The following is a 22,444-nucleotide window of genomic DNA, read 5'->3' on the forward strand; positions in this document are numbered from 1 at the left end:
GGCACCAAAACGACCACCGGAAAAACTCCGGCAATCCCTTCGCCCGGGGGCCGACACCGGCTTGACGGCCGATCGCCGCGTCCGTCAATCGTTTTCGGGCGGGTCGGGATCGCCGCGCAGCAGCTCGTCGGGATGGTGTGCCCGGTTGGTCTGAGGTGGCCCGTTGCCGTCGGTCCAGGCCAATCGCCCATCGTCGCCGACACTGGTGCGCCACTCGCCCCGGCTGACCGCGCCATGGTCGGGACCGCAGGCGAAAAACAGCTTGTCCGCGTCGGTCCGGCCGCCGTCCGCCCAGTCCGGCGCATGATGCACTTCGCAGTGGTAACCGGGCTCAAGGCAATTGGGTCGGGTGCAGCCGCGGTCACGGGCATAACAGATGAGCCGCTGATCCGCGGTCGCGACGCGCTTCTGCCGCCCCAGATACAAGGGCCGGCCGGTGTGCTCGTCGAACACCGCCAGATAGTGAATTGCCTTGGTTGCCATGCGAATCAGGTCCGGCATCGGCAATCGTGAACCGCCGCCCGTCAGCGCCGGCGCCGGCATCGGAATCGACGGGTCGGCCACCGCGCGCGCGGCCTGGTCGAGCTCGGCCAGCGTGGTGCTGGCGATCACGGTGACCGGATGGCCGCGATGCACGCCGAGACCGCCCGAGGCGATGGCGACTTCCAGGCCGAGCTTGAGCGCGTCGTGGCAACGCTGCGACGGCGTGCGCTCATCGCGTGCCCGCGGATCGCCGCCGCCTTCGGGTTGGTGACGGCCGGGCCGCACCGCCGATGCGACGGCCTCGAAGTAGGCGCGGGTCTCGGGATCCAGCAGCCCGGACAGCCGCGACATCCCGTCGACGCCCTGCGGCCCCAGGTGCAGACCGCGGCGGCGGGCGCGATCGACGTCGCTGAACTCGCCGTCGGGATTGAGATAGTCGGCGATTCGCCGGCCCAGCTTGGTGATCACGGCGGCATCGAGTTTGGCCGCATGCCGTACCAGCGTGCGCTCAGCGTCCGACGTGGCGGAGCGGGGGACCGCACAGGGCAAGGCATCGACCGCGGAGCACACCGCCCGGATGTGGTCCTCGCCGACCGCGCCCGCAGCGACCGCCGCCGCCAACGCCGGCAGCTCGGGGTCCAGCGGCGGGCCGGTCAGCGAACGGCGCGGTCGGATGCGGGCCGCGAGCGCGAAGCGGCGCCGGAGTTCTCCGGGGCTGACGCGCAGCCGCGCCCACAGCATGGAGCGCGCCACCGGCAACGACCCGGCCTCGTCGGGCGGGTCGGCGATTTCGCCGAAGAAGCGGTACATCAGCCCCCGATTGGTGCGGTCCTGGGTTTCGAGTCGTTCGGCGACGTCGATCCGAAAGCCAGTGCCGACCAGATCCGACGAGGTCCGCCGCAGCACGTCGTGGGCAGCGTCGATCGCGTCGAGCGCGGCGCCGATGCGCTGCCGCGCCTGTTCCGATGACAGGAAAACGCCACGCCACCACCGTATAGAACAAACGTTCGAACAGAACCGGTCCGCGGCCAATCTGTGGATGAACCGCCAACTGTGCATAAGCGGTGCGGGCGGTTCTGGCCCCGGGACCGCCTGACGTGCAAGTATGAGCAAAGCCAGTGCCGCACCAGCGGCAGGCAACCGGTCGAGTGGTGTGCCGATGCCCGGGATGGACAAGCCGACGGGGCGGGTCGTCGCCCTGATCGTTCTGTTGCTCGTGGTCGCCGCCGCCCTGCGCGGGTACCTGCCCGCCCAACACGACGCGACGCGCAGCGAGGCGGGCGGCCGGGCGGCGCTGGGCCTGGTGGTGGCCATCCTCGCGGTGACGCTGGCGCTGATCGCGGTCGCGATCGTCGCGCGGTTGAAGGACCCGCGGGCGCCGGCCCCGCCCGCCGGCGCGCTGTCGGAGACGCTGGGCGCCGGCAGGGGCCGCCCGACCTGGCGGGTGTTGCTGATCGGGCTCGGCGTGATCGTGGCCTGGCTGCTGATCGTGATGCTGTTGGCCCGGCTGTTCGCGTCGCACGGGCTCGCGCCCGCCCCGCCGCCCGGCACCGGTGCGTCGCCGCCACCGCACCCGGCGGCACCCCCGGCACCGCCGCCGCAGCACCCGCAGCGTCCGCGCGACGGGTCGCAGGACACGCTGGGCATCCTGCTCGCCGGCACCGTCGCGATGCTGTTGATGGTCGTCGCCTCAGCGGTGGCCGGCGCGCGGCGCCGGTGGCGGTCGCCGGCGCCGGCTGTCCCCGACGAACCGGCCGAAAACCCGGCGCCGCAACCACATTCGGAGTCGCTGGCGCGTGCGGCCGAACGCGGGTTGGCCGAGATGGCCGACCTGCGCCGCGACCCCCGCGAGGCCATCATCGCCTGCTACGCCGCGATGGAACGCGAACTGGCGCACGTTCCCGGTGCCGTGCCGCAGGACTTCGACACCCCCAGCGAGGTGCTGGCCCGCGCGGTGGAACACCATGCGCTGCACGCCGACAACGCCGTCCAGCTGGTGAACCTGTTCACCGAGGCGCGGTTCAGCCCGCACGTGATGAACGAGGGCCACCGCGACGTGGCGGTGCGGGTGTTGCGGCTGGTGCTCGACGAACTGGGGAGCCGGAGTGTCGCATGAAAAAGACTGTGGCCCTGGGTCTTTGCTTGATCATCGGGATCGAGCTGCTGGCGCTGACCCAGCACGACCGCCGGCTGGTGCTGACGGCCTCCGGCGTCGGGCTGGCCCTGGTGCTGCTCAGCCTGCGGCGTGCGCTCGGCCGCGGCGCCGAACGCGAATCCGAGCACGACGCCGACGATCTCGGCGATTCACTGCGCCGCTGGCTTGCGGCCACCGAGACGACGATCCGGTGGTCGGAGTCCACCCGGGCCGACTGGGACCGGCACCTGCGCCCGATGCTCGCCCGCCGCTACGCGATCGCAACCGGCCAACGGCAAGCCAAGGACCCGGCGTCCTTCCAGGCGACCGGGCAGATGCTCTTCGGCGCCGAACTGTGGGAGTGGGTCAACCCCAACAACGTCACCCGCACCGGTGGGCGTCAACCCGGCCCGGGACGCGCGGCGCTGGAAGAGATTCTGCGAAAGCTGGAGCAGGTATGACAGGGGGCGCGATCCGACCATGACTCTGCCGGCCGCAACCACGACGGCACACTGCGAGGCGATTCTCGACGAGATAGAACGCGTGGTGGTGGGGAAACGCAACGCGCTGCGGCTGATCCTCACCGCGGTTCTGGCCCGCGGCCACATCCTCATCGAAGACCTTCCGGGACTGGGCAAGACGCTGATCGCGCGGTCCTTCGCCGCCGCGCTGGGCCTGCAATTCACCCGCGTGCAATTCACCCCCGACCTGCTACCCGCCGACCTGCTCGGCTCGACGATCTACGACATGCAGTCGGGCCGCTTCGCGTTCCGGGCCGGGCCCATCTTCACCAACCTGTTGCTGGCCGACGAGATCAACCGCACCCCGCCGAAGACGCAGGCGGCGCTGCTGGAGGCGATGGCCGAAGGCCAGGTCAGCATCGACGGCGAAACACACCGGCTGCCAAAGCCTTTCATCGTGCTGGCCACCGACAACCCGATCGAGTACGAGGGCACCTACCCGCTGCCCGAGGCGCAGCTGGACCGGTTCGCGATCCGGCTGGAGCTGCGCTACCTGTCCGAACGGGACGAGACGTCGATGCTGCGCCGGCGCCTGGAACGCGGATCGGCCGAACCGGCGGTCAACCAGGTCGTCGACGCGCACGACCTGCTGGCGATGCGCGAATCGGTCGAGCAGGTGACCGTGCACGAGGACGTGCTGCACTATGTGGTCTCGCTGGCCAACGCCACCCGGCACCACCCGCAGGTCGCGGTGGGCGCCAGCCCGCGCGCCGAACTGGACCTGGTGCAGCTGGCCCGCGCCCGGGCGCTGCTGCTCGGCCGCGACTACGTGATCCCCGAGGACGTCAAGGCGCTGGCCACCGCGGCCGTCGCGCACCGGATCACCCTGCGCCCGGAGATGTGGGTGCGCAAGATCCAGGGCGCCGACGTGATCGGCGAGCTGCTGCACCGGCTCCCGGTGCCCCGTACCGGCGCCGGGCCCGGGCAAACCGGATGAGCGCGGCGTGACCGCACCCCGTGCAGCCGAGTTCCGCTGGCGCGCTTCGGAATTGACGCGGGCGATGGCCACCTGCGCGGCGTTCGCGTTGGCCGCGGCCGTGATCGGCGCCCGGTGGCAGCTGATCGCCTTCGCCGCGCCGCTGCTCGGGGTGCTGGGCACGATCAGCTGGCAGCCACGGGTGCCGGCGGTCGCCGTGCACGCCGAACCCGACACGCAGCGCTGCTTCGAGGGCGAGCCGGCGCACGTGACGGTGTGGGGGATCGAAGAGCAGGGCCCGTGCGCGGTCCGGCTGACGGTTCCGCCCGTCGAGGGAATGGAACTGCAGTTCGGCGAATCCGGTTCGCGCCGCGGCAAAACCGTGCGGGCCACCGCGCAGCGCTGGGGCCGCTACCACGTCGCGGCGCGGGTGGACGTGCTGGCCCGCGGCGGGTTGTTGAGCGGGACCGCGCTGGTGGACGCCGCCGAGGTGATCGTGTTTCCGCTGACGCCGCCGCAGCCGACGCCGATCCCGCGCACCGAGCTGCTGGACCGGTTGGGCGCCCACCTGACCCGGCATGTCGGGCCCGGCGTGGAATACGCCGACATTCGCCCCTACGTGCCCGGAGACCAACTGCGCGCAGTGAATTGGGCGGTGAGCGCGCGCCGCCGCCAGCTGCACGTGACCCAGCGGCTGACCGACCGCGCGGCCGACGTGGTGGTGCTGATCGACGGATACCGGCAGCCGGCGGGTCCGGCGACGCAGGCCACCGAGCGCATCGTGCGGGGCGCGGCCCAGGTGGTGCAAACCGCGCTGCGGCACGGTGATCGGGCCGGGATCGTCGCCCTGGGCGGCAACCGCCCGCGCTGGCTCGGCGCCGATATCGGGCAACGCCAGTTCTACCGGGTGCTCGACACCGTGCTGGCCGCCGGCGACGGATTCGAGCACACCACCGGCACGTTGGCGCCGCGCGCGGCGGTGCCCGCCGGGGCCATCGTCATCGCATTCTCCACCCTGCTCGACACCGAATTCGCCCTCGCCCTCATCGATCTGCGCCGGCGCGGCCACGTCGTGCTGGCGGTCGACATCCTCGAGGGTTCGCCGTTCGAGGACGAACAGGATCCGCTGGTGGATCGGATGTGGGCGCTGCAGCGCTCGGCGATGTACCGCGACATGGCCACCGTCGGCGTGGACATCGTGTGGTGGCCGGGCGACCGCGGTTTGGAACAGTCGATGGGTGTACTGCCCGATCGCCGCCGCCGGGTCCGGGGGAGGCTGCGTGGATAGCGGCCGAACCAATCTGCCGGTGCGGGTGGGCGCGCCCGGATTCGGTCTGCTCATGGTGGGATTGGCCGCCGGCGGCCGGCCGGAATCGGCGGCCGTCGCGGTCGCCGCGGCCCTGATCGCGGTCGCGGCGGGCACCGTATTGCGGCCCGCCGCAACCATTGCCGTGCTGCTGGCGGCCGTGACCGTCGTGACGTCGAACCCTCCGCCGGCGTGCGTCGCGCTGTCCGGGTTGTGCGCCACCGCCTACCTGGTGTGCCGACACGCGGTCGGCACCCCCGTCCCGGTGATCCTGGGCAGCCGCACGACCGCCGTTGCGGCCGTGGGGTTTAGCTTCGCCGGTCTGGTGGCGACGTCGTTTCCGCTGCAGCTGCCGTGGCTGCCGCTGCTTGCCCCGCTGGGGGCGCTGGCGATCTACCTGCTGGCCATTCGGCCGTTCCTGAGCTGACCGCCGGCGCCGGCCGCACGACGCGACCGGAGCGGCACCCCCGACGCGCGGAAGGCGCTAAAAGCTGAACCTCAGGATGCGCGCGGACCGTGCCGTCCGCTTGCTCCACCCCGCCATCCGTGTCGCGATCCGCAACCACGTCGGAAACAGGTCCACCTCGGGCACACTCGCCAGGCTGGTCTCCTCGACGAGGGTGAGTTTGGGGTTCCAGCGTTCCGGCGTGTGCGGGTCGTTGTAACCCTCGAACGCACGGAGCTGGTTCACCTTCTTGAACATCCGCTGCGGGAACAACTTCGAGATCCATACGCCAATCACCATGCGTCCGTAGTCGTTGAACGCCAGCTGTCCGGCGGGGAAGTGATCGGTGATCGCGCGCATCACCGCGATGATCTGCTCCTTGTTGAGGAAGGGGAACAATCCGTCGGCGATGACGATGGCGGGGCGGTCCGCCGGAATCGCCGATATCCACTCGGGGTCGGTCACGGAGATTCCGATGGTGTGTTCGTGAGGTCCCGGTGGCATCACTTTGTCGCGCAGGGCCGCCAGCCCGGGCAGCTCGACGCTGTACCAGTCGACGGTGTCCGGCGGATTGACACGGGCGTACCCGTCGTCGAGCCCGGCGCCCAGATCGACCACCACGGCATCGGCGTGTTGGGCGATGAACGCGCGCACCCGGTCGTCGAGAAGTTTTGCGCGCAGGGATGTTTGACAAACGACGGGCGTCACGAGCCCCAGGCCGTCGAAGTCGTAGTCGATCTTTGTCACGGCATCGGCGGCACCCGGGTCGGGCAGGATGGGGCGTGCCCACCCGTTGTTGATCGCGCGGGCCTGCAACGTCAAAAATGCGGTCTCTTCCTCCGGGGTGATGGCGCTGGTGTCAATGCCCATATCCGTGCCTCCCTGAACTCCGGCTTCCTCGACTATACAGCCGTGTAGTTTATTGTCCAATCGTGTAGTCTGACGCAATGACCACGACAGATCCCGACGATCTCACCGCCCGCGCCCGCATCAGGCACGCGGCGCTGCGCGAGTTCGGCGAAAAGGGATACGAAGGGGCGACCATCCGCAGCATCGCCGCGGCGGCAGGGGTGTCGTCCGGGTTGCTGCGGCACCACTTCGGCTCCAAGCAGGAGCTTCGTCAAGCCTGCGACGACTACCTCGTCAAAACCATGCGCGACCTCAACGCCCAGGTGCAGGACAACGCCAAACGTGGTGACGTGCACTACGTTTCAGCCCGTATTCGCCTCGGCCAATACCAGGACTACATCACCCGCGCCCTGGTTGAGGGCGGCGCCGGTGAGTTGTTCGACGCGCTGGTGTCGATGACCGAGGAATGGCTTGCCTCGGCCGATGAACATCGGGCCGAGCCCGCCGATGTCGACGCCAAGTCGCGCGCCACCCTCATCACCGCGATGGCTCTTGCCATACCGCTGCTGCGGCAACACGTCTCGCGCGGCCTGGGCGTGGACATCAGCACAGAGCAGGGCGATCTGCGGGTCGCGGCCATCCTGGTCGACATCTATTCGAATCCGTTGTTGACGCCCGAGCAGGCCAAGTCTGCCCGCGACGACCTCGCCGGCCGACTCAGTGCAGCAGCTGGGCCGCCTGGTCGGCCAGGTCGAGCAGCGGCTGCGGGAAGACGCCCAGCGCCACGGTGACCGCGGCGCACACCGCGATCGCGGCCTTGCTCAAGATGCCCGGCGCCACCACGTGCGGGGTATCCTCGGTGGCCTCGGTGAAGAACATCGACACGATCACCCGCACGTAGAAGTAGGCGGCGACCCCGCTGGCGACCACACCGACGATCACCAGGGGCACGGCGCCGCCCTGGGCGGCGGCCTTGAACACGGCCAGCTTGCTGACGAAGCCACTGGTCAACGGGATCCCGGCGAACGCCAGCAAGAACATCGAAAACATCACGCCCACAATGGGAGAGCGCTGACCCAGCCCCGCCCAGTGCGACAGGGTGGCGTCCTCGACCCCGTCGGCGTCGCGGATCAGGGCGACGATGGCGAACGCGCCGACGGTGGAGAAGCTGTAGGCCAGCAGGTAGAACAGGGTGGCCGACAGGCCGGTGTGGTTGTCGGCGATCACCCCGGTCAGGATGAACCCGACGTGGGCGACCGACGAATACGCCAGCATCCGTTTGACGTCGCTCTGATTCACCGCGGTGATGGTGCCCACCGCCATGGTCAGGATCGAGATGGTCCACAGCACCGGACGCCACTGATCGTGCAGCGGCGGCAGCGCGACGTAGACCACCCGCAGCAAGGCACCGAAAGCCGCGACCTTGGTGGCCGCCGCCATGAACCCGGTGATCGGCGTGGGCGCACCCTGATACACGTCGGGTATCCAGGAGTGGAACGGGACGGCGCCGACCTTGAACAGCAGTCCGACCGACAGCAGCGCGACGCCCACCAGGGCCAGCGAGGTGTCACCGCGGGTGATGAGCGCATCGCGGATACCGGTCAGCAGCAGGGTGCCGGTCGCACCGTAGAGCAGCGCCACACCGTAGAGGAAGAACGCGGACGAAAAGGCGCCCAGCAGAAAGTATTTCATGGCCGCTTCCTGCGACAGCAGCCGCCGGTGCCGGGCCAGGCCGCACATCAGATACAGCGGCAGCGACAGCACTTCCAGCGCGACGAACATGGTCAGCAGATCGTTGGACGCGGGGAAGACCATCATGCCGCCGACCGACAGCATGGCCAGCGGGAACAGCTCGGTCTGGGCCGCGCCGGCGCGCTCGGCCTCCCGCTCGGCGTCGCTGTCGGGCACCGCCGAGGCCTGCGGGGTGAACGAGTCCAGGCCGCCCGATCCCGCCACCACCGCAACCTTGCTGTCCGACTTGGTCTGGGTGCGTTCGGCGATGAAGATCACCGCCATCACCGCGACCAGCAGCACGGTGCCCTGCAGGTACAGCGTCGGGCGGTCGATGGCCATGGCGCCCAGCACCGCGGCCCGCCCGGAGGCCGGGAGGGACTCGGCCACCTCGATCACGGCGAACAGTGCGGCGACCAGACCGCCCAGAGCCAGCGTCACCTGGGCGGTGTAGCGAATCCGCCTGGGCAGGAACGCTTCCGCCAGAACACCGGCCACGGCGACGCCGAACACGATCAGCGTCGGGCACAGCAGGAAGTACTGGATGCTCGGGGTGGGCAGGGTCATCATCGCCGTCCTTCGGCTGTCCGCGGCGTGCCCATCGGCACGCTCGGAGCGGGGTCGTGCTGACCGATGGTGGTCATGGTGTTCTCGACGGCGGGGTTGATGATGTCGAGCACCGGCTTGGGATAGATGCCGAGCACCAGCAGCAGCGCGATCAGCGGCGCCACCACGACCAACTCCCGGGCCCGCAGATCGCCGATCTTCTCGTTGCCGCCGGCCACCGGTCCGGTCATCATGCGCTGGTAGAGCCACAACATGTACACCGCGGAGAGCACCAGCGCGGTGACCCCGAACGCGGCCGCCAGCCAATATCGGTTGAAAGTGCCCAGCAGGACCAGGAATTCGCTGACGAACGGCGCCAGACCGGGCAGCGAGAGGGTGGCCATGGCCGAAACCAGGAAGGTGCCGGCCAGCACCGGCGCCACCTTCTGCACGCCGCCGTAGTCGGCGATAGCCCGGCTGCCGCCGTGCCGCGATATCAGGAACCCGGCGATCAGGAACACCGCCGCGGTGGACAGGCCGTGGTTGAGCATGTAGAGCGTCGAGCCGCTCTGGCCCTGGCTGGTCATCACGAAGATGCCCAGGATGATGAACCCGAAGTGCGAGATCGAGGTGTAGGCGATCAGGCGCATGACGTCGGCCTGACCGATGGCGACGATCGCCCCGTAGATCACCCCGATGACCGCCAGCACCACGATCAGCGGGCGGAAATACGTTGCGGCGTCGGGGAACAGCTGCAGGCAGTAGCGCAGCATGCCGAACGTGCCGACCTTGTCCATCACCGCCATCATCAGCACCGCGGTCGCCGGCGTCGCCTCGACCGCGGCGTCGGGCAGCCAGCGGTGGAACGGCCACAGCGGCGCCTTGATCGCGAACGCGAACATGAAGCCGAGGAACAGCGCCTTGGACACCGCCGGGTCGGCGCCGTAGCGGCCGGAGGCCACCCCGGCCACGATGTCGCGGAAGTCGAACGTGCCGGCCCCGTGCTGGGAAGTCACCACGTACAGCCCGATCACCGCGGCCAGCATGATGAGCCCGCCGAACAGGTTGTACAGCAAGAACTTCACCGCCGCCCGCGACCTGCCCGATCCGGCGCCGAAGCCGCCGATCAGGAAGTACATCGGGATGAGCATCGCCTCGAAGAACACGTAGAACAGCAACACGTCCAGGGCGATCACCGAGACCAGCACCATCGACTCGATGGCCAGCGTCAGGGCGACGTAGGCGTGCACACCGCGCTGCCTATCGCCGCCGTCGTTCCAGCCGGCCACCTGCAGCACCGGGATCAGCACCGCGGTCAGCAGCACCAGCACCACCGCGATGCCGTCCACGCCCAGCGTGTAGCCGGCGCCGAAAGCCGGGATCCACTGGTGTTTTTCGACGAACTGATAGGGGGCGCCGCCGGTTTTGAAGCCGGCGGTGACCACGATCGCCACCGCCAGGGTCAGCACCCCGAACACCAGGCCGGTCCACTTGGCGAGCTGCCGCAGCCCGGGCGGCATCAGGATGATCAGTACCGAGCCGGCCAGCGGCACCAGCCACAGGATGCTCAGCCAGGGCAGCTGATTCACCACAGCCGCACCGCCAGGATCAGCGCGATCACCAGCACGGCGCCGGTCAGCATCGACAGGGCATAGTTGCGGGCGAAGCCGGTTTGCAGGCCCCGCAAGCGATTCGACGTCGCGCTCACCAACGCCGCCAGTGCGTTGACCGAGCCGTCGACGCCCGCGTCGTCGACCTCGACGAGCGCGTGGGTCAGTTGCGCGCCGGGGCGCATGAACACCTCCTCGTTGAAGGCATCGCCGTAGAAGTCGTTACGGACCGCCGTGGTCAGCGGCGACACCGACAACGGCGCCACCCTGGGGATGGGCGCGGTGGCGTAGAGCCGGTAGGCCACCGCGATGCCGACGGCCACGACGCCCAGCGCCAGCGCGGTGCTGATCCACACCGGGACGGCGTGAGTCACCTCTTCGTGCCTGCCGACCACCGGCTCCAGCCAGCGCTGCAGCGTGCCGCCCACCGCGAACAGTCCGCCGGAGAACACCGACCCGACGGCCAGCAGGATCATCGGCCAGGTCATCAGCCCCGGCGCCTCGTGCGGATGGCTGCCTGGGGCCCAACGCTTTTCGCCGAAGAAGGTCATCAGCATCACCCGGGTCATGTAGAACGCGGTGACGCCGGCGCCCAGCAGCGCCGCCCCGCCGAGCAGGTACCCGCGGACGCCGCCGGCGGCCAGCGCGGCCTCGATGATGGCGTCCTTGGAGAAGAAGCCCGCGAACGGCGGCACCCCGATGATGGCCAGGTAGCCCAACCCGAAGGTGACGAACGTGACCGGCAGCGCGGCCCGCAGCCCGCCGTAGCGCCGCATGTCCTGCTCCTCGTGCATCGCGTGGATCACCGCGCCGGAGCCGAGGAACAGGCCGGCTTTGAAGAACCCGTGGGTCAGCAGATGCATGATCGCGAACGCGTAGCCGGCCGGGCCCAACCCGGCGGCCAGCACCATGTAGCCGATCTGGCTCATGGTCGAAGCCGCCAGCGCCCGCTTGATGTCGTCCTTGGCGCAGCCGATGAAGGCACCCAGCAGCAAGGTGACCGCACCCACGATCACCACCGCCAGTTGCGCATCCGGCGACAGGTTGTACAGCGGGTTGGACCGCACGATCAGGTACACGCCCGCGGTCACCATGGTGGCGGCGTGGATCAGCGCGGACACCGGGGTGGGGCCCTCCATGGCGTCGCCCAGCCAGGCCTGCAGCGGCACCTGTGCGGATTTGGCGCAGGCCCCCAGCAGCAACAGCAGACCCATCGCGGTCAGCGCGCCCCGACCGGCCGCCGGCGCCCCCGCGAACACCCCGGCGTAGGACAGCGTCCCGAAAGTGCTGAACATCAAGAACATTCCCAATGCCAGCCCGGCGTCGCCGACCCGGTTCATCACGAACGCCTTCTTGGCCGCGGTGGCCGCCGTCGGCTTGTGGTACCAGAACCCGATCAGCAGGTAGGACGCCAGGCCCACGCCCTCCCAGCCGACGTAGAGCACCACGTAGTTGTCGGCGATCACCAGCAGCAGCATGGACGCCAGGAACAGGTTGAGGTAGCCGAAAAACCTTCGGCGGTCGGCATCTTCGGCCATGTAGGCCACCGAGTAGATGTGGATCAGCGACCCCACGCCGGTGATCAGCAACACGAAACACACCGACAGCTGGTCGATCTGCAGCCCCAGGTCCACCTGCAGCTGGCCGACCGGGATCCAGCTGAACACCCTTTCGTGGATGGCGCGCTGGTCGGCGGGACGGCCGAGCAACTCATCCAGCAGGCCGACGCCGACCACGAACGCCGCCACGGCGGTGGCGCAACCCAGCCAATGCCCCCACCGGTCGGTGCGTCGCCCGCCGAACAACAGGATCGCGGCACCCGCCAGCGGCAGCGCCACCAGCAGCGGAGTGTAGTGAGTCATGTTGGCGTGCTCAGCCTTTGAGTAGGTTCGCGTCATCGACGGACGCCGATTTGCGGGTACGGAAAATGGTCATGATGATGGCCAGGCCGATGACCACCTCGCAGGCGGCGACCACCATCGTGAAGAACGCGATCATCTGCCCGTCCAGGTGGCCGTGCATCCGGGCGAACGTGACGAACGCCAGGTTGACCGCGTTGAGCATCAGCTCGACGCACATGAACATCACGATGGCGTTGCGGCGCAACAACACACCGGCCGCCCCGATGGTGAACAGCAGCGCCGAGAGATACAGGTAGTTGATGGGATTCACGACGCACCGCCTTGCGACAGACTCGGGCTGGGCTCCGGTGCGGCGACGTCCTTGCCGTCGCCGCCGCGGCTTTGCAGGATGGGCGACACCGACAGCTTCGAATACGAGCCGTCCGGCAACAGGGCGGCCACGTCGACGGCGTTGTGGCGGGCGTAGACACCGGGGTTGGGCAGCGGGGTGGGGTGCCCGCCGGCCCGGAAACGCTCCTGGGAAAGTTCGCGCTGGGTCTTGCGGCGCTCGAAACGCTCCCGGTGCGCCAGCACCATGGCCCCGACGGCCGCGGTGATCAGCAGCGCGCTGGTCAGCTCGAAGGCCCACAGGTAGCGGGAAAAGATCAGGGCGGCAAGCCCTTCCACGTTGCCGTTGGCGTTGGCGGTGGTCAGCCCGGCGAACCCGCCGCTGGCCACGTTGCCGACCGCGGCGATGAGCAGGATGCCGAACCCGACACCGGCGGCCACCGCGGCGACGCGCTGGCCGCGCAGCGTCTCCTTGAGCGATTCGGCCGAGTCGACGCCGATGAGCATCAGCACGAACAGGAACAGCATCATCACCGCGCCGGTGTACACCACGACCTGGACGACTCCCAAAAACAGCGCGTCCTGGATCATGTAGAACACCGCCAGGATGATCATCGTCATGGCCAGGAACATGGCCGAGTAGACGGCGTTGACGGCCAGCACCACCCCGAGCGCACCGATCACGGCCAGCGCGCCCAGCACCCAGAAGGTGACCGCCTCGCCGGTGGATGTGCGGACGATGGTGTCCTGGGAATAGCTGGAGGCCAGCGTGGCGGCGACGGCGTGGCCGGCGAAGGCACTCACCGCGGCTCCCCGGCCCGCTGGGCCTCCCGCAGCCCGTGCGCGGTCACATTGCCCAGGTAGTAGTCCTTATCGGTGGCGCCGGGGGCGCGGGGATGCGGCGGCGCGGTCATCTCGGGCAGCAGCGGGGCCAGCAGCCGATCCTTCTCGTAGATCAGGTCGGCGCGGTTGTCGTCGGCCATCTCGTAGTCGTTGGTCATCGTCAGCGCCCGGGTCGGGCAGGCCTCGACGCACAGCCCGCAGCCGATGCAGCGCAGGTAGTTGATCTGGTACACCCGGCCGTAGCGTTCCCCGGGCGAATACCGCAGTTCCTCGGTGTTGTCGGCGCCCTCGACGTAGATCGCGTCGGCCGGGCAGGCCCACGCGCACAGCTCGCAGCCGATGCACTTCTCCAGCCCGTCGGGGTAACGGTTGAGCTGGTGACGGCCGTGGTAGCGCGGCGCGACCGGGCCCGGCTTCTCCGGATACTCCTCGGTGACATGCTTTTTGAACATCGACGCGAACGTCACGCCGAATCCGGCGACCGCGTCCAAGAATTTAGCCACGTGCTTTCTCCTTACTCGCGGCCGCCAGCGCTTTCGCCGGCAGCGGCGGTGTCGGGAATACCGGGGTGGAATCCGGCGCGGTGGGCAGCTGCTTGGCCTGGCGGCGCAGCTGCCGTCGCAGCGCGCGAATATGCGGCGTGGTGAACGGTTTTCGCAGCGAGAGCACCAGGGCGGCGGCGAACACGATGCTGGAGATCACCAGGATCGGCGTCCAGTGCGCGTACCCCTGGTTCTGCAGCGTGCGGATCACCGCCGCGATCAGCACCCACACCAACGAGGCGGGGATCAGCAGCTTCCAGCCCAGCCCCATGAACTGGTCGTAGCGCAGCCGCGGCAGGCTGGCCCGCAGCCAGAAGTAGATGAACAGGAAGGTCCACATCTTCGCGGTGAACCACAGCACCGGCCACCAGCCGGTGTTGGCGCCCGCCCACATGTTCAGCGGCCACGGCGCATGCCAGCCGCCGAAGAACAACGCGGTGGCCAGTGACGACACCGTCATCATGTTGACGTACTCGGCCAGCATGAACATGGCGAACTTCAGCGACGAGTACTCGGTGTGGAACCCGGCGACCAGCTCGCCCTCGGCCTCGGGCAAATCGAAAGGCGCCCGGTTGGTTTCACCGACCATCGAGATCAGGTAGATCACGAACGACGGCAGCAGCAGGAACACGAACCAGACCCGGTCCTGGGCGGCCACGATCTGCGAGGTGGACATGGAGCCGGCGTAGAGGAACACCGCCGCGAACGACAATCCCATCGCCACCTCGTAGGAGATCACCTGCGCGGTGGAGCGCACCCCGCCCAGCAGCGGGTAGGTGGAGCCGGATGCCCAGCCGCCCAACACGATTCCGTACACCCCGATCGCCGACAGGCCCAGGATGAACAGCACCGCGACCGGCAGGTCGGTGAGCTGAAGCGGGGTGCGGTGGCCGAACACCGACACCACCGGGCCGAACGGGATGAACGCGAACGCGGTGAAGGCGGGGATGGTCGAGATGACCGGCGCCGCGAAGTAGACGAATTTGTCGACGCCGCCCGGGGTGATGGTTTCCTTGAGCGCCAACTTGATTCCGTCGGCCAGGCTCTGCAGCACACCCCACGGGCCCACCCGGTTGGGGCCGGGCCGCAGCTGCATCCAGCCGAGGATCTTGCGTTCGAGCAGGATCGCGACCAGCACGTTGAGCATGAGGAACACGAAGATGGCCAGCGCCTTGCCCAGCACCAGCCACCAGGGGTCGTGCCCGAAGGCGGTCAGGGGGGTCGTCACGAGCCAACTCCAATCCGCACCGTGGCGCCGACGGTGACGCCGAGCTGGCGGTGTACCGCCGAGCCGGAGGAGTTCAGCGGCAGCCAGACCACCCGGTCGGGCATGTCGGTGATCACCAGCGGCAGGCTGATCGATCCGCGCGGCGTGCTCACGGTGACCGCATCGCCGTCGGCGGCGCCGATCTCGGCGGCGGTGTCGGCCGACAGCCGCAGCACGGGCTTGCGCGCCGTGCCGGCCAGATGCGGTTCGCCGTCCTGCATGCGACCGTTGTCCAGCAGCATCCGCCAACCGGTCAGCACCGCTTCACCCGCCCCGGGCGGCGTCGGCTCGGCGGCCGCGACGTCCGGGCCGGCCGCGCGTTTGCCCTCCCAGTAGGGCAGCGCGGCGTATTCGGTGCGGATCTCCTCGACGGTCGCCGTCCCCAGGTAGACGCCCAACTCGTCGGCCAAAGTGTCGAGCACCTGGTGATCGGATTGGCCGGCCTGCGTCATGCTGCCGCGCAGCGCGGCCTGGAACGGGCGGAATCGGCCCTCCCAGTTGACGAAGGCGCCCGCCTTCTGGGTGGTCGGCGCGACCGGGAACACCACGTCGGCGCGCTGCGTGACGGCGCTGTGCCGCAGCTCCAGGCTGACCACGAAGCCCACCCCGTCCAGCGCCGCCAGCACCGCCTGCGGATCGGCGAAGTCGTCCGGGTCCACACCGCCGACCAGCAGTGCGCCCAGCGTGCCGTCGGCGGCGGCAGCCAGCATCTCCTGCACGTCACGCCCAGGGCCGCAAGGCAATTCGGACACGTTCCAGGCCGACGCGATCTGCGCGCGGGCGTCGTCGTCAGCGACGGGCCGGCCGCCCGGCAGCAGCCCGGGCAGCGCCCCGGCCTCCAGGGCGCCGCGATCGCCGGCGCGCCGCGGAACCCAGACCAGCCGGGCGCCGGTGGTGTCGGCCAGCCGGGCGGCGGCGGACAGTCCGCCCGGCGCCGTGGCCAGCCGTTCGCCGACCATGATGACCGCGCCCGGGGTGGACAGCAGGTCACCCACTTCGCCGGTGGCCAGCCGGTCCAACGCCGAGGCCTCGGCGCCGGGCGCGGTTTTGATCAGCCGACCCGACATCTTGGTCAGCGAGCGGGTGGCGAACGGCGCCACCGCGTACACCGGCACCCCGTGCTTGCGGGCCGCCTTGCGCAGCCGCAGGAACACGATCGGCGACTCGTCTTCGGGCTCGAACCCGGCCAGCAGCACCACCGGTGCGGACTCCAGGTCGGAGTAGCTGACGGTGATCGGCCGGCCGGCGATCCGGGCGGCCAGAAAGTCGGTCTCCTCGGCCGAGCTCGGCCGGGCCCGAAAGTCGATGTCGTTGCTGCCCAACACGATTCGGGCGAATTTCGAGTACGCGTAGGCGTCCTCCCAGGTGGCCCGACCGCCGACCAGCACCCCGGTGTTGCCCAGCGCGGATTCCAACCCCCGGGTCGCGGCGGCGATCGCGTGCGACCAGGAGGCCGGTTGCAGCGAACCGTCGGCGTCGCGGACCAGGGGAGTGGTGATCACGTCGGGCTGGGTGGCGTAGCTGAACGCCCACCGGCCCTTGTCGCAGTTCCACTCCTCGTTGACCTCCGGGTCGTCGCCGGCCAGTCGGCGCAGCACCTTGCCGCGGCGGTGGTCGGTGCGCTGGGCGCACCCGGACGCGCAGTGCTCGCAGACGCTGGGGCTGGACACCAGGTCGAAGGGGCGGGCCCGGAACCGGTAGGCGGTGCCGGTGAGCGCCCCCACCGGGCAGATCTGCACGGTGTTGCCCGAGAAGTAGGAGTCGAACGGTTCGTTGGCGTAGATGCCGACCTGCTGCAGCGCGCCGCGCTCCTGCATGTCGATGAACGGGTCGCCGGCGATCTGCTCGGAGAACCGGGTGCAGCGGGCGCACAGGATGCAGCGCTCCCGGTCCAGCAGCACCTGCGCGGAGATGTTGATCGGCTTGGCGAAGGTGCGCTTGACGTCGGTGAAGCGAGAATCGCTGCGGCCGTTGGACATTGCCTGGTTCTGCAGCGGGCATTCGCCGCCCTTGTCGCACATCGGGCAGTCCAGCGGATGGTTGATCAGCAGCAGCTCCATCACGCCGTGCTGGGCCTTGTCGGCGGCCTCGGAGGTGAGCTGGGTGCGCACCACCATGTCGTCGGTCGCGACCGTGGTGCACGAGGCCATCGGCTTGCGCTGCCCCTCGACCTCGACCAGGCACTGCCGGCACGCCCCGACCGGCTCCAGCAGCGGGTGGTCGCAGAACCGGGGGATCTGGATGCCCATCAACTCGGCCGCGCGGATCACCAGAGTCCCCTTGGGGACGCTGATCTCGTTGCCGTCGATGCTCAGCGTCACCATCTCCGGCTGGGTCACGCGGCCTTCGGTGTCCGCAGTTTGGGTCACGAGTCGCTCCCGTTCGGTGTCAGCATGGAGTCTCGCGGGTCGAACGGGCATCTGCCGTTCTCGACGTGGGCGACGTACTCGTCGCGGAAGTACTTGATCGACGACATCACCGGGCTGGCGGCGCCATCGCCCAACGCGCAGAACGACTTTCCCAGGATGGTGTCGGAGATGTCCAGCAGCTTGTCGATGTCCTCGGCCGTGCCCTTACCGGTCTCCAGCCGTTCGTAGATCTGGTCGAGCCAGAACGTGCCCTCGCGGCACGGCGTGCACTTGCCGCACGACTCGTGCTTGTAGAAGTAGGTCCAGCGGCGCACCGCACGCACCACGCAGGTGGTCTCGTCGAAGATCTCCAGCGCCTTGGTGCCCAGCATCGAGCCGACCCCGCCCACGCCCTCGTAATCCAGTGGCACGTCGAGGTGTTCGTCGGTCAGCAGCGGGGTCGACGAGCCGCCGGGGGTCCAGAACTTGAGCCGGTGCCCGGCCCGCACCCCGCCGGCGTAATCGAGCAACTCGCGCAACGTGATTCCCAGCGGCGCCTCGTACTGGCCGGGCCGGGTGACGTGGCCGGACAGCGAATACAGCGTGAAACCCGGCGATTTCTCGCTGCCCATCGAGCGGAACCAGTCCACGCCGTTGCCGATGATGGACGGCACGCTGGCGATGGTCTCGACGTTGTTGATCACCGTGGGGCAGCCGTACAGCCCGGCCACCGCCGGGAACGGCGGCCGTAGCCGGGGCTGGCCGCGGCGGCCCTCCAGCGAGTCCAGCAGCGCGGTCTCCTCGCCGCAGATGTAGGCGCCGGCGCCGGCGTGCACCACCAGCTCCAGATCGAAGCCCGAGCCGTCGATGTCGCGGCCCAGATAGCCGGCGGCGTAGGCCTCGGCGACGGCGTTCTGCAGCCGGCGCAGCACCGGCAGCACCTCGCCGCGCACATAGATGAACGCGTGGTTGGCCCGGATCGCATACGCCGCGATGATCACCCCCTCGATCAGGACGTGCGGGGTGGCCAGCATCAACGGAATGTCTTTGCACGTACCGGGTTCCGACTCGTCGGCGTTGACCACCAGGTAGTGCGGCTTGGCGGCCGCGCCGGTGTCGCCCTGCGGGATGAACGACCACTTGGTGCCGGTCGAGAAGCCCGCGCCGCCGCGCCCGCGCAGCCCGGAGTCCTTGACCATCCCGATGACCGCGTCGGGCTCCATCGCCAGCGCCTTCTTCATCGCCGCGTACCCGCCGTGCCGGTGGTACGTCTGCAGCGTCCACGACTCGGGATCGTCCCAGAAGCGGCTGATCACCGGCGTCAGCGGCGTCGCCTGCGGGGCCCCGGAGGCCTCCGAAGTCTCCGAAGTCGTTGTCATTGCTGGCCTTCCGGCGGGTACGGTGCCTGCATGCCGTGTTCCTTGGCGACCTTCAGCCCGGCCAGGGTCGCCGCGCCGGCGCCGCCCTGCCCCTGGTCGGGGCGCTCGTCGGGCAGCCCGGCCAGGATGCGCGAGGTCTCCCGGAAGACGCACAGCGGCGCGCCGCGGGTGGGGTGCCGGGGCTTACCGGCGCGCAGCGAGTCGACGAGTTCGCGCGCCGACTCGGGTGTCTGATTGTCGAAGAACTCCCAGTTGACCATCACCACCGGCGCGTAGTCGCAGGCCGCGTTGCATTCGATGTGTTGCAGCGTGACCGACCCGTCGGGCGTGGTCTCGTCGTTGCCGATGCCCAGATGTTCCTTCAGCGCATCGAAGATGGCGTCGCCACCCATGATGGCGCACAACGTGTTTGTGCACACCCCGACGAGGTAGTCACCGGTCGGCCCACGCCGGTACATGGTGTAGAAGCTGGCCACCGCCGACACCTCGGCCCCGGTCAAACCCAGCTGCTCGCCGCAGAACTCCAGCCCCGCCGGGGTCAGGTAGGAGTCCTGCGACTGGACCAGGTGCAGCAGCGGCAGCAGCGCCGAGCGTTTGTCGGGGTAGCGGCCCATGATCTCCTTGGCGTCGACCTCGAGCCGGGCCCGCACCTCGGGCGGGTAGGACGTGGGCGCGCCCTCGACCACGAACGCGTTGGGCTCGTCGGGCGGCGGGCCGAGCCGGAGGAACACCGGCTGCCCCTGTGGGCCGGTCATCGGTCCACCCCGCCCATCACCGGGTCGATGCTGGCGACCGCGGTGATCAGGTCGGCGACCATGCCGCCCTCGCACATCGCGGCGACGGACTGCAGATTGGTGAACGACGGGTCGCGGTAGTGCACCCGGTAGGGGCGGGTGCCGCCGTCGCTGACCATGTGCACGCCGAGCTCGCCGCGCGGCGATTCGACCGCCGTGTACACCTGGCCCGGCGGGACCCGGATGCCCTCGGTGACCAGCTTGAAGTGGTGGATCAGGGCCTCCATCGAGCCGCCCATGATCTTGGCGATGTGCTCCGGCGAGTTACCCAGGCCGTCCGGGCCGACCTTCAAATCGGCGGGCCAGGCGATCTTTCCGTTCTCGACCATGATGGGGCCCGGCTGCAACTTGTCCAGACATTGCTCGACGATCTTGATCGACTCCCACATCTCCTTGACGCGAATCATGTAGCGCCCGTAAGCATCACACGTGTCGGCGGTGATCACGTCGAATTCGTAGTTTTCATAACCGCAGTACGGTTCGCTCTTGCGCAGATCGTGCGGCAGCCCGGTGGCGCGCAGGATCGGCCCCGTGATGCCCAGCGCCATGCAGCCGGTCAGGTCCAGGTAGCCGATGTCCTGGGTGCGGGCCTTCCAGATGGCGTTCTCGTTGAGCAGGTCGCCCATTTCGCGCAGCGGTTGGCGCAACTGGTCGAGCGCCTGGGCGATTTCGGTTTTCGCATTCGGCGGCAGGTCCTGGGCCACGCCGCCGGGCCGAATGTAGGCGCTGTTCATCCGCAGCCCGGTGATCGACTCGAACAGGGTGAGCACGATTTCGCGGCCGCGGAAGCCGACGAACATCGGCGTCATCGCGCCCAGCTCCATGCCGCCGGTGGCCAGGGCCACCAGATGCGAGGAGATCCGGTTGAGCTCCATCATCATCACCCGGATGACGTTGACCCGCTCCGGTATCTGGTCGGTGATGCCGAGCAGCTTCTCCACGCCCAGGCAGTAGGCGGTCTCGTTGAAAAACGGTGAGAGATAATCCATTCGGGTCACGAACGTGACACCCTGGGTCCAGTACCGGTATTCGAGGTTCTTTTCGATGCCGGTGTGCAGGTAGCCGATTCCGCAACGCGCCTCGGTGACCGTTTCGCCCTCGATCTCCAGGATCAGCCGCAGCACCCCGTGGGTGGACGGGTGCTGGGGTCCCATGTTGACGACGATGCGTTCGCCGGGGTCGGCGCTGCGGGCGGCCTCGACGACCTTGTCCCAGTCCTGGCCGCCCGCGACCACGAGGGTCTCGCCGGCGCCGTCGTGCGTCGATTCGGTGGTGGTGCTCATCAGTTGTACGCTCTCCGCTCGTCGGGCGGGGGTATCTGTGCGCCTTTGTATTCGACCGGGATCCCGCCGAGCGGGTAGTCCTTGCGCTGCGGATGCCCGTGCCAGTCGTCCGGCATCTCGATGCGGGTCAGCGACGGGTGCCCGTCGAAGATGATGCCGAAGAAGTCGTAGGTCTCGCGCTCGTGCCAGTCGGTGGTCGGATAGATCCGGTAAAGCGACGGGATGTGCGGATCCCCGTCGGGCACAGCCACTTCCAGGCGGACGCGGCGGTTGTGCGTGATGGACTGCAGCGGATAGACGGCGTGCAGTTCGCGACCCGTCTCGTGCGGGTAGTGCACGCCGCTGACGCCCAGGCACATCTCGAAACGCAGCCGCGGGTCGTCGCGAAGGTGCTGGGCCACGTGCGGCAGTGCGGCCCGGTCGACGTGCAGGGTGAGCTCGTCGCGGTACACCACGACCTTCTCGATTGCCTGGTGGAATTCGATGCCGTTGCTCTGCAACGACTCGGTCAACGTGTCGACGACGTCGTCGAAGTAGCTGCCGTAGGGTCGCGGGCTGCTGCCGGGCAGGGTGACCGTGCGCACCAGCCGCCCGTAGCCGGACGTGTCGCCGGTGCCGGCGGCCCCGAACATGCCGCGACGAACGTCGATCACCTCGTCGTCGCCCTGGGCTATCGCCTCGCGGGGGTCCTGGTCGGGCGAGCTCATCGCAGCAGTCCGCGCATCTCGATGGTGGGCCGGGCCGACAGCGCCGCCTGCTCGGCTTCGGCGATGGCGGTTTCCCGGTTGACGCCCAGCGGCATCTGTTGAATCTTCTCGTGCAGCTTGAGGATTGCGTACAACAGCATTTCCGGGCGCGGGGGGCAGCCGGGCAGGTAGATGTCCACCGGGACGACGTGGTCGACGCCCTGCACGATCGCGTAGTTGTTGAACATCCCGCCGGATGACGCGCACACCCCCATGGCCAGCACCCATTTCGGCTCGGCCATCTGGTCGTAGATCTGGCGCAGCACCGGGGCCATCTTCTGGCTCACCCGACCGGCGACGATCATCAGGTCGGCCTGGCGGGGAGTGGCCGAGAACCGCTCCATGCCGAACCGCGCGATGTCGAATCTTGGCCCGGCGGTTGCCATCATCTCGATGGCACAGCAGGCCAACCCGAACGTCGCCGGCCACAGCGAGTTCTTGCGGACGTAGCCGGCGACCTTCTCGACCGTCGACAACAGGATCCCGCCGGGCAGCTGTTCCTCAAGACCCAC

21 protein-coding genes are annotated in these 22,444 nt (G+C 69.0%); 6 read left to right on the top strand and 15 right to left on the bottom strand.

All coding sequences use genetic code 11. The features are described 5' to 3' along the window. Nucleotides 1-84 precede the first annotated feature (84 nt). Nucleotides 85-1,455 (bottom strand): HNH endonuclease signature motif containing protein, encoded by a 1,371-nt coding sequence (locus tag H7I87_RS09370; protein ID WP_031347685.1) that lies wholly within the window; start codon nt 1,453-1,455, stop codon nt 85-87. Nucleotides 1,456-1,651: 196 nt separating this feature from the next. On the opposite strand from H7I87_RS09370, the gene H7I87_RS09375 reads away from it, so the two are divergent. The 5 genes from H7I87_RS09375 (at nt 1,652) to H7I87_RS09395 (ending at nt 5,787) form a co-directional block, all read left to right on the top strand. Then, on the top strand, nt 1,652-2,599 hold the full coding sequence (locus H7I87_RS09375; RefSeq protein WP_031347686.1) for a DUF4129 domain-containing protein: 948 nt from the start codon (nt 1,652-1,654) through the stop codon (nt 2,597-2,599). Continuing rightward, nucleotides 2,596-3,078, top strand: coding sequence for a hypothetical protein (locus H7I87_RS09380; protein ID WP_003874802.1), 483 nt, complete (start codon nt 2,596-2,598; stop codon nt 3,076-3,078). The genes H7I87_RS09375 and H7I87_RS09380 overlap by 4 nt, the downstream gene beginning before the upstream one ends. A gap of 19 nt (nt 3,079-3,097) precedes the next feature. Continuing rightward, complete coding sequence (locus H7I87_RS09385; protein ID WP_003874803.1) at nt 3,098-4,075, top strand: AAA family ATPase; 978 nt, start codon at nt 3,098-3,100, stop codon at nt 4,073-4,075. A 64-nt stretch (nt 4,076-4,139) separates the two neighbouring features. Continuing rightward, nucleotides 4,140-5,342, top strand: a complete 1,203-nt coding sequence (locus tag H7I87_RS09390; protein ID WP_009978499.1) for a DUF58 domain-containing protein — start codon at nt 4,140-4,142, stop codon at nt 5,340-5,342. A gap of 52 nt (nt 5,343-5,394) precedes the next feature. Then, the gene (locus H7I87_RS09395) at nt 5,395-5,787 is read left to right on the top strand and encodes a hypothetical protein (protein WP_179868901.1); all 393 of its coding nucleotides are present in this window, start codon (nt 5,395-5,397) and stop codon (nt 5,785-5,787) included. Nucleotides 5,788-5,844: 57 nt separating this feature from the next. Here the strand turns inward: H7I87_RS09395 and H7I87_RS09400 are convergent, their stop codons facing one another. Then, nucleotides 5,845-6,675: a class I SAM-dependent methyltransferase gene (locus H7I87_RS09400; RefSeq protein WP_009978497.1), complete on the bottom strand. Its 831-nt coding sequence runs from the start codon at nt 6,673-6,675 to the stop codon at nt 5,845-5,847. A gap of 77 nt (nt 6,676-6,752) precedes the next feature. Here H7I87_RS09400 and H7I87_RS09405 point away from each other — a divergent pair, with 77 nt between their 5' ends. Continuing rightward, on the top strand, nt 6,753-7,445 hold the full coding sequence (locus tag H7I87_RS09405) for a TetR/AcrR family transcriptional regulator (protein ID WP_009978496.1): 693 nt from the start codon (nt 6,753-6,755) through the stop codon (nt 7,443-7,445). Here the strand turns inward: H7I87_RS09405 and nuoN are convergent. The 13 genes from nuoN to H7I87_RS09470 are packed head-to-tail and all read right to left on the bottom strand — an operon-like array spanning nt 7,372 to nt 22,444. Next, the gene (gene nuoN / locus H7I87_RS09410; RefSeq protein WP_009978494.1) at nt 7,372-8,952 is read right to left on the bottom strand and encodes an NADH-quinone oxidoreductase subunit NuoN; all 1,581 of its coding nucleotides are present in this window, start codon (nt 8,950-8,952) and stop codon (nt 7,372-7,374) included. The genes H7I87_RS09405 and nuoN overlap by 74 nt on opposite strands. Then, a complete protein-coding gene (locus H7I87_RS09415) occupies nt 8,952-10,520 on the bottom strand; it encodes an NADH-quinone oxidoreductase subunit M (protein ID WP_009978493.1) in 1,569 nt (522 codons plus the stop codon). The genes nuoN and H7I87_RS09415 overlap by 1 nt, the downstream gene beginning before the upstream one ends. Next, nucleotides 10,517-12,403, bottom strand: coding sequence for an NADH-quinone oxidoreductase subunit L (gene nuoL, locus H7I87_RS09420; RefSeq protein ID WP_009978491.1), 1,887 nt, complete (start codon nt 12,401-12,403; stop codon nt 10,517-10,519). The genes H7I87_RS09415 and nuoL overlap by 4 nt, the downstream gene beginning before the upstream one ends. 10 nt (nt 12,404-12,413) lie before the next feature. After that, complete coding sequence (gene nuoK, locus H7I87_RS09425) at nt 12,414-12,713, bottom strand: NADH-quinone oxidoreductase subunit NuoK (RefSeq protein WP_003874812.1); 300 nt, start codon at nt 12,711-12,713, stop codon at nt 12,414-12,416. Continuing rightward, nucleotides 12,710-13,498: an NADH-quinone oxidoreductase subunit J gene (locus H7I87_RS09430; RefSeq protein ID WP_085978469.1), complete on the bottom strand. Its 789-nt coding sequence runs from the start codon at nt 13,496-13,498 to the stop codon at nt 12,710-12,712. The genes nuoK and H7I87_RS09430 overlap by 4 nt, the downstream gene beginning before the upstream one ends. Before the next feature lie 32 nt (nt 13,499-13,530). Beyond that, nucleotides 13,531-14,148, bottom strand: coding sequence for an NADH-quinone oxidoreductase subunit NuoI (gene nuoI / locus H7I87_RS09435; protein WP_370445528.1), 618 nt, complete (start codon nt 14,146-14,148; stop codon nt 13,531-13,533). After that, the gene (gene nuoH, locus H7I87_RS09440; RefSeq protein WP_031343717.1) at nt 14,069-15,331 is read right to left on the bottom strand and encodes an NADH-quinone oxidoreductase subunit NuoH; all 1,263 of its coding nucleotides are present in this window, start codon (nt 15,329-15,331) and stop codon (nt 14,069-14,071) included. The genes nuoI and nuoH overlap by 80 nt, the downstream gene beginning before the upstream one ends. 8 nt (nt 15,332-15,339) lie before the next feature. Beyond that, nucleotides 15,340-17,751, bottom strand: a complete 2,412-nt coding sequence (locus H7I87_RS09445) for an NADH-quinone oxidoreductase subunit G (RefSeq protein WP_023861011.1) — start codon at nt 17,749-17,751, stop codon at nt 15,340-15,342. Continuing rightward, the gene (gene nuoF, locus H7I87_RS09450) at nt 17,748-19,109 is read right to left on the bottom strand and encodes an NADH-quinone oxidoreductase subunit NuoF (RefSeq protein WP_009978486.1); all 1,362 of its coding nucleotides are present in this window, start codon (nt 19,107-19,109) and stop codon (nt 17,748-17,750) included. The genes H7I87_RS09445 and nuoF overlap by 4 nt, the downstream gene beginning before the upstream one ends. Continuing rightward, entirely contained in the window at nt 19,106-19,864 is a 759-nt protein-coding gene (gene nuoE / locus H7I87_RS09455; protein ID WP_011725832.1) for an NADH-quinone oxidoreductase subunit NuoE, read from the bottom strand. The genes nuoF and nuoE overlap by 4 nt, the downstream gene beginning before the upstream one ends. Next, nucleotides 19,861-21,186, bottom strand: coding sequence for an NADH dehydrogenase (quinone) subunit D (gene nuoD, locus H7I87_RS09460; RefSeq protein WP_003874819.1), 1,326 nt, complete (start codon nt 21,184-21,186; stop codon nt 19,861-19,863). The genes nuoE and nuoD overlap by 4 nt, the downstream gene beginning before the upstream one ends. Beyond that, complete coding sequence (locus tag H7I87_RS09465; RefSeq protein WP_011725831.1) at nt 21,186-21,893, bottom strand: NADH-quinone oxidoreductase subunit C; 708 nt, start codon at nt 21,891-21,893, stop codon at nt 21,186-21,188. Before H7I87_RS09465 ends, nuoD begins: the two co-directional genes overlap by 1 nt. After that, a complete protein-coding gene (locus H7I87_RS09470) occupies nt 21,890-22,444 on the bottom strand; it encodes a NuoB/complex I 20 kDa subunit family protein (RefSeq protein WP_003874821.1) in 555 nt (184 codons plus the stop codon). The genes H7I87_RS09465 and H7I87_RS09470 overlap by 4 nt, the downstream gene beginning before the upstream one ends.

The organism is Mycobacterium timonense, from assembly GCF_025821985.1.
Taxonomy (GTDB): Bacteria; Actinomycetota; Actinomycetes; order Mycobacteriales; family Mycobacteriaceae; genus Mycobacterium; species Mycobacterium avium.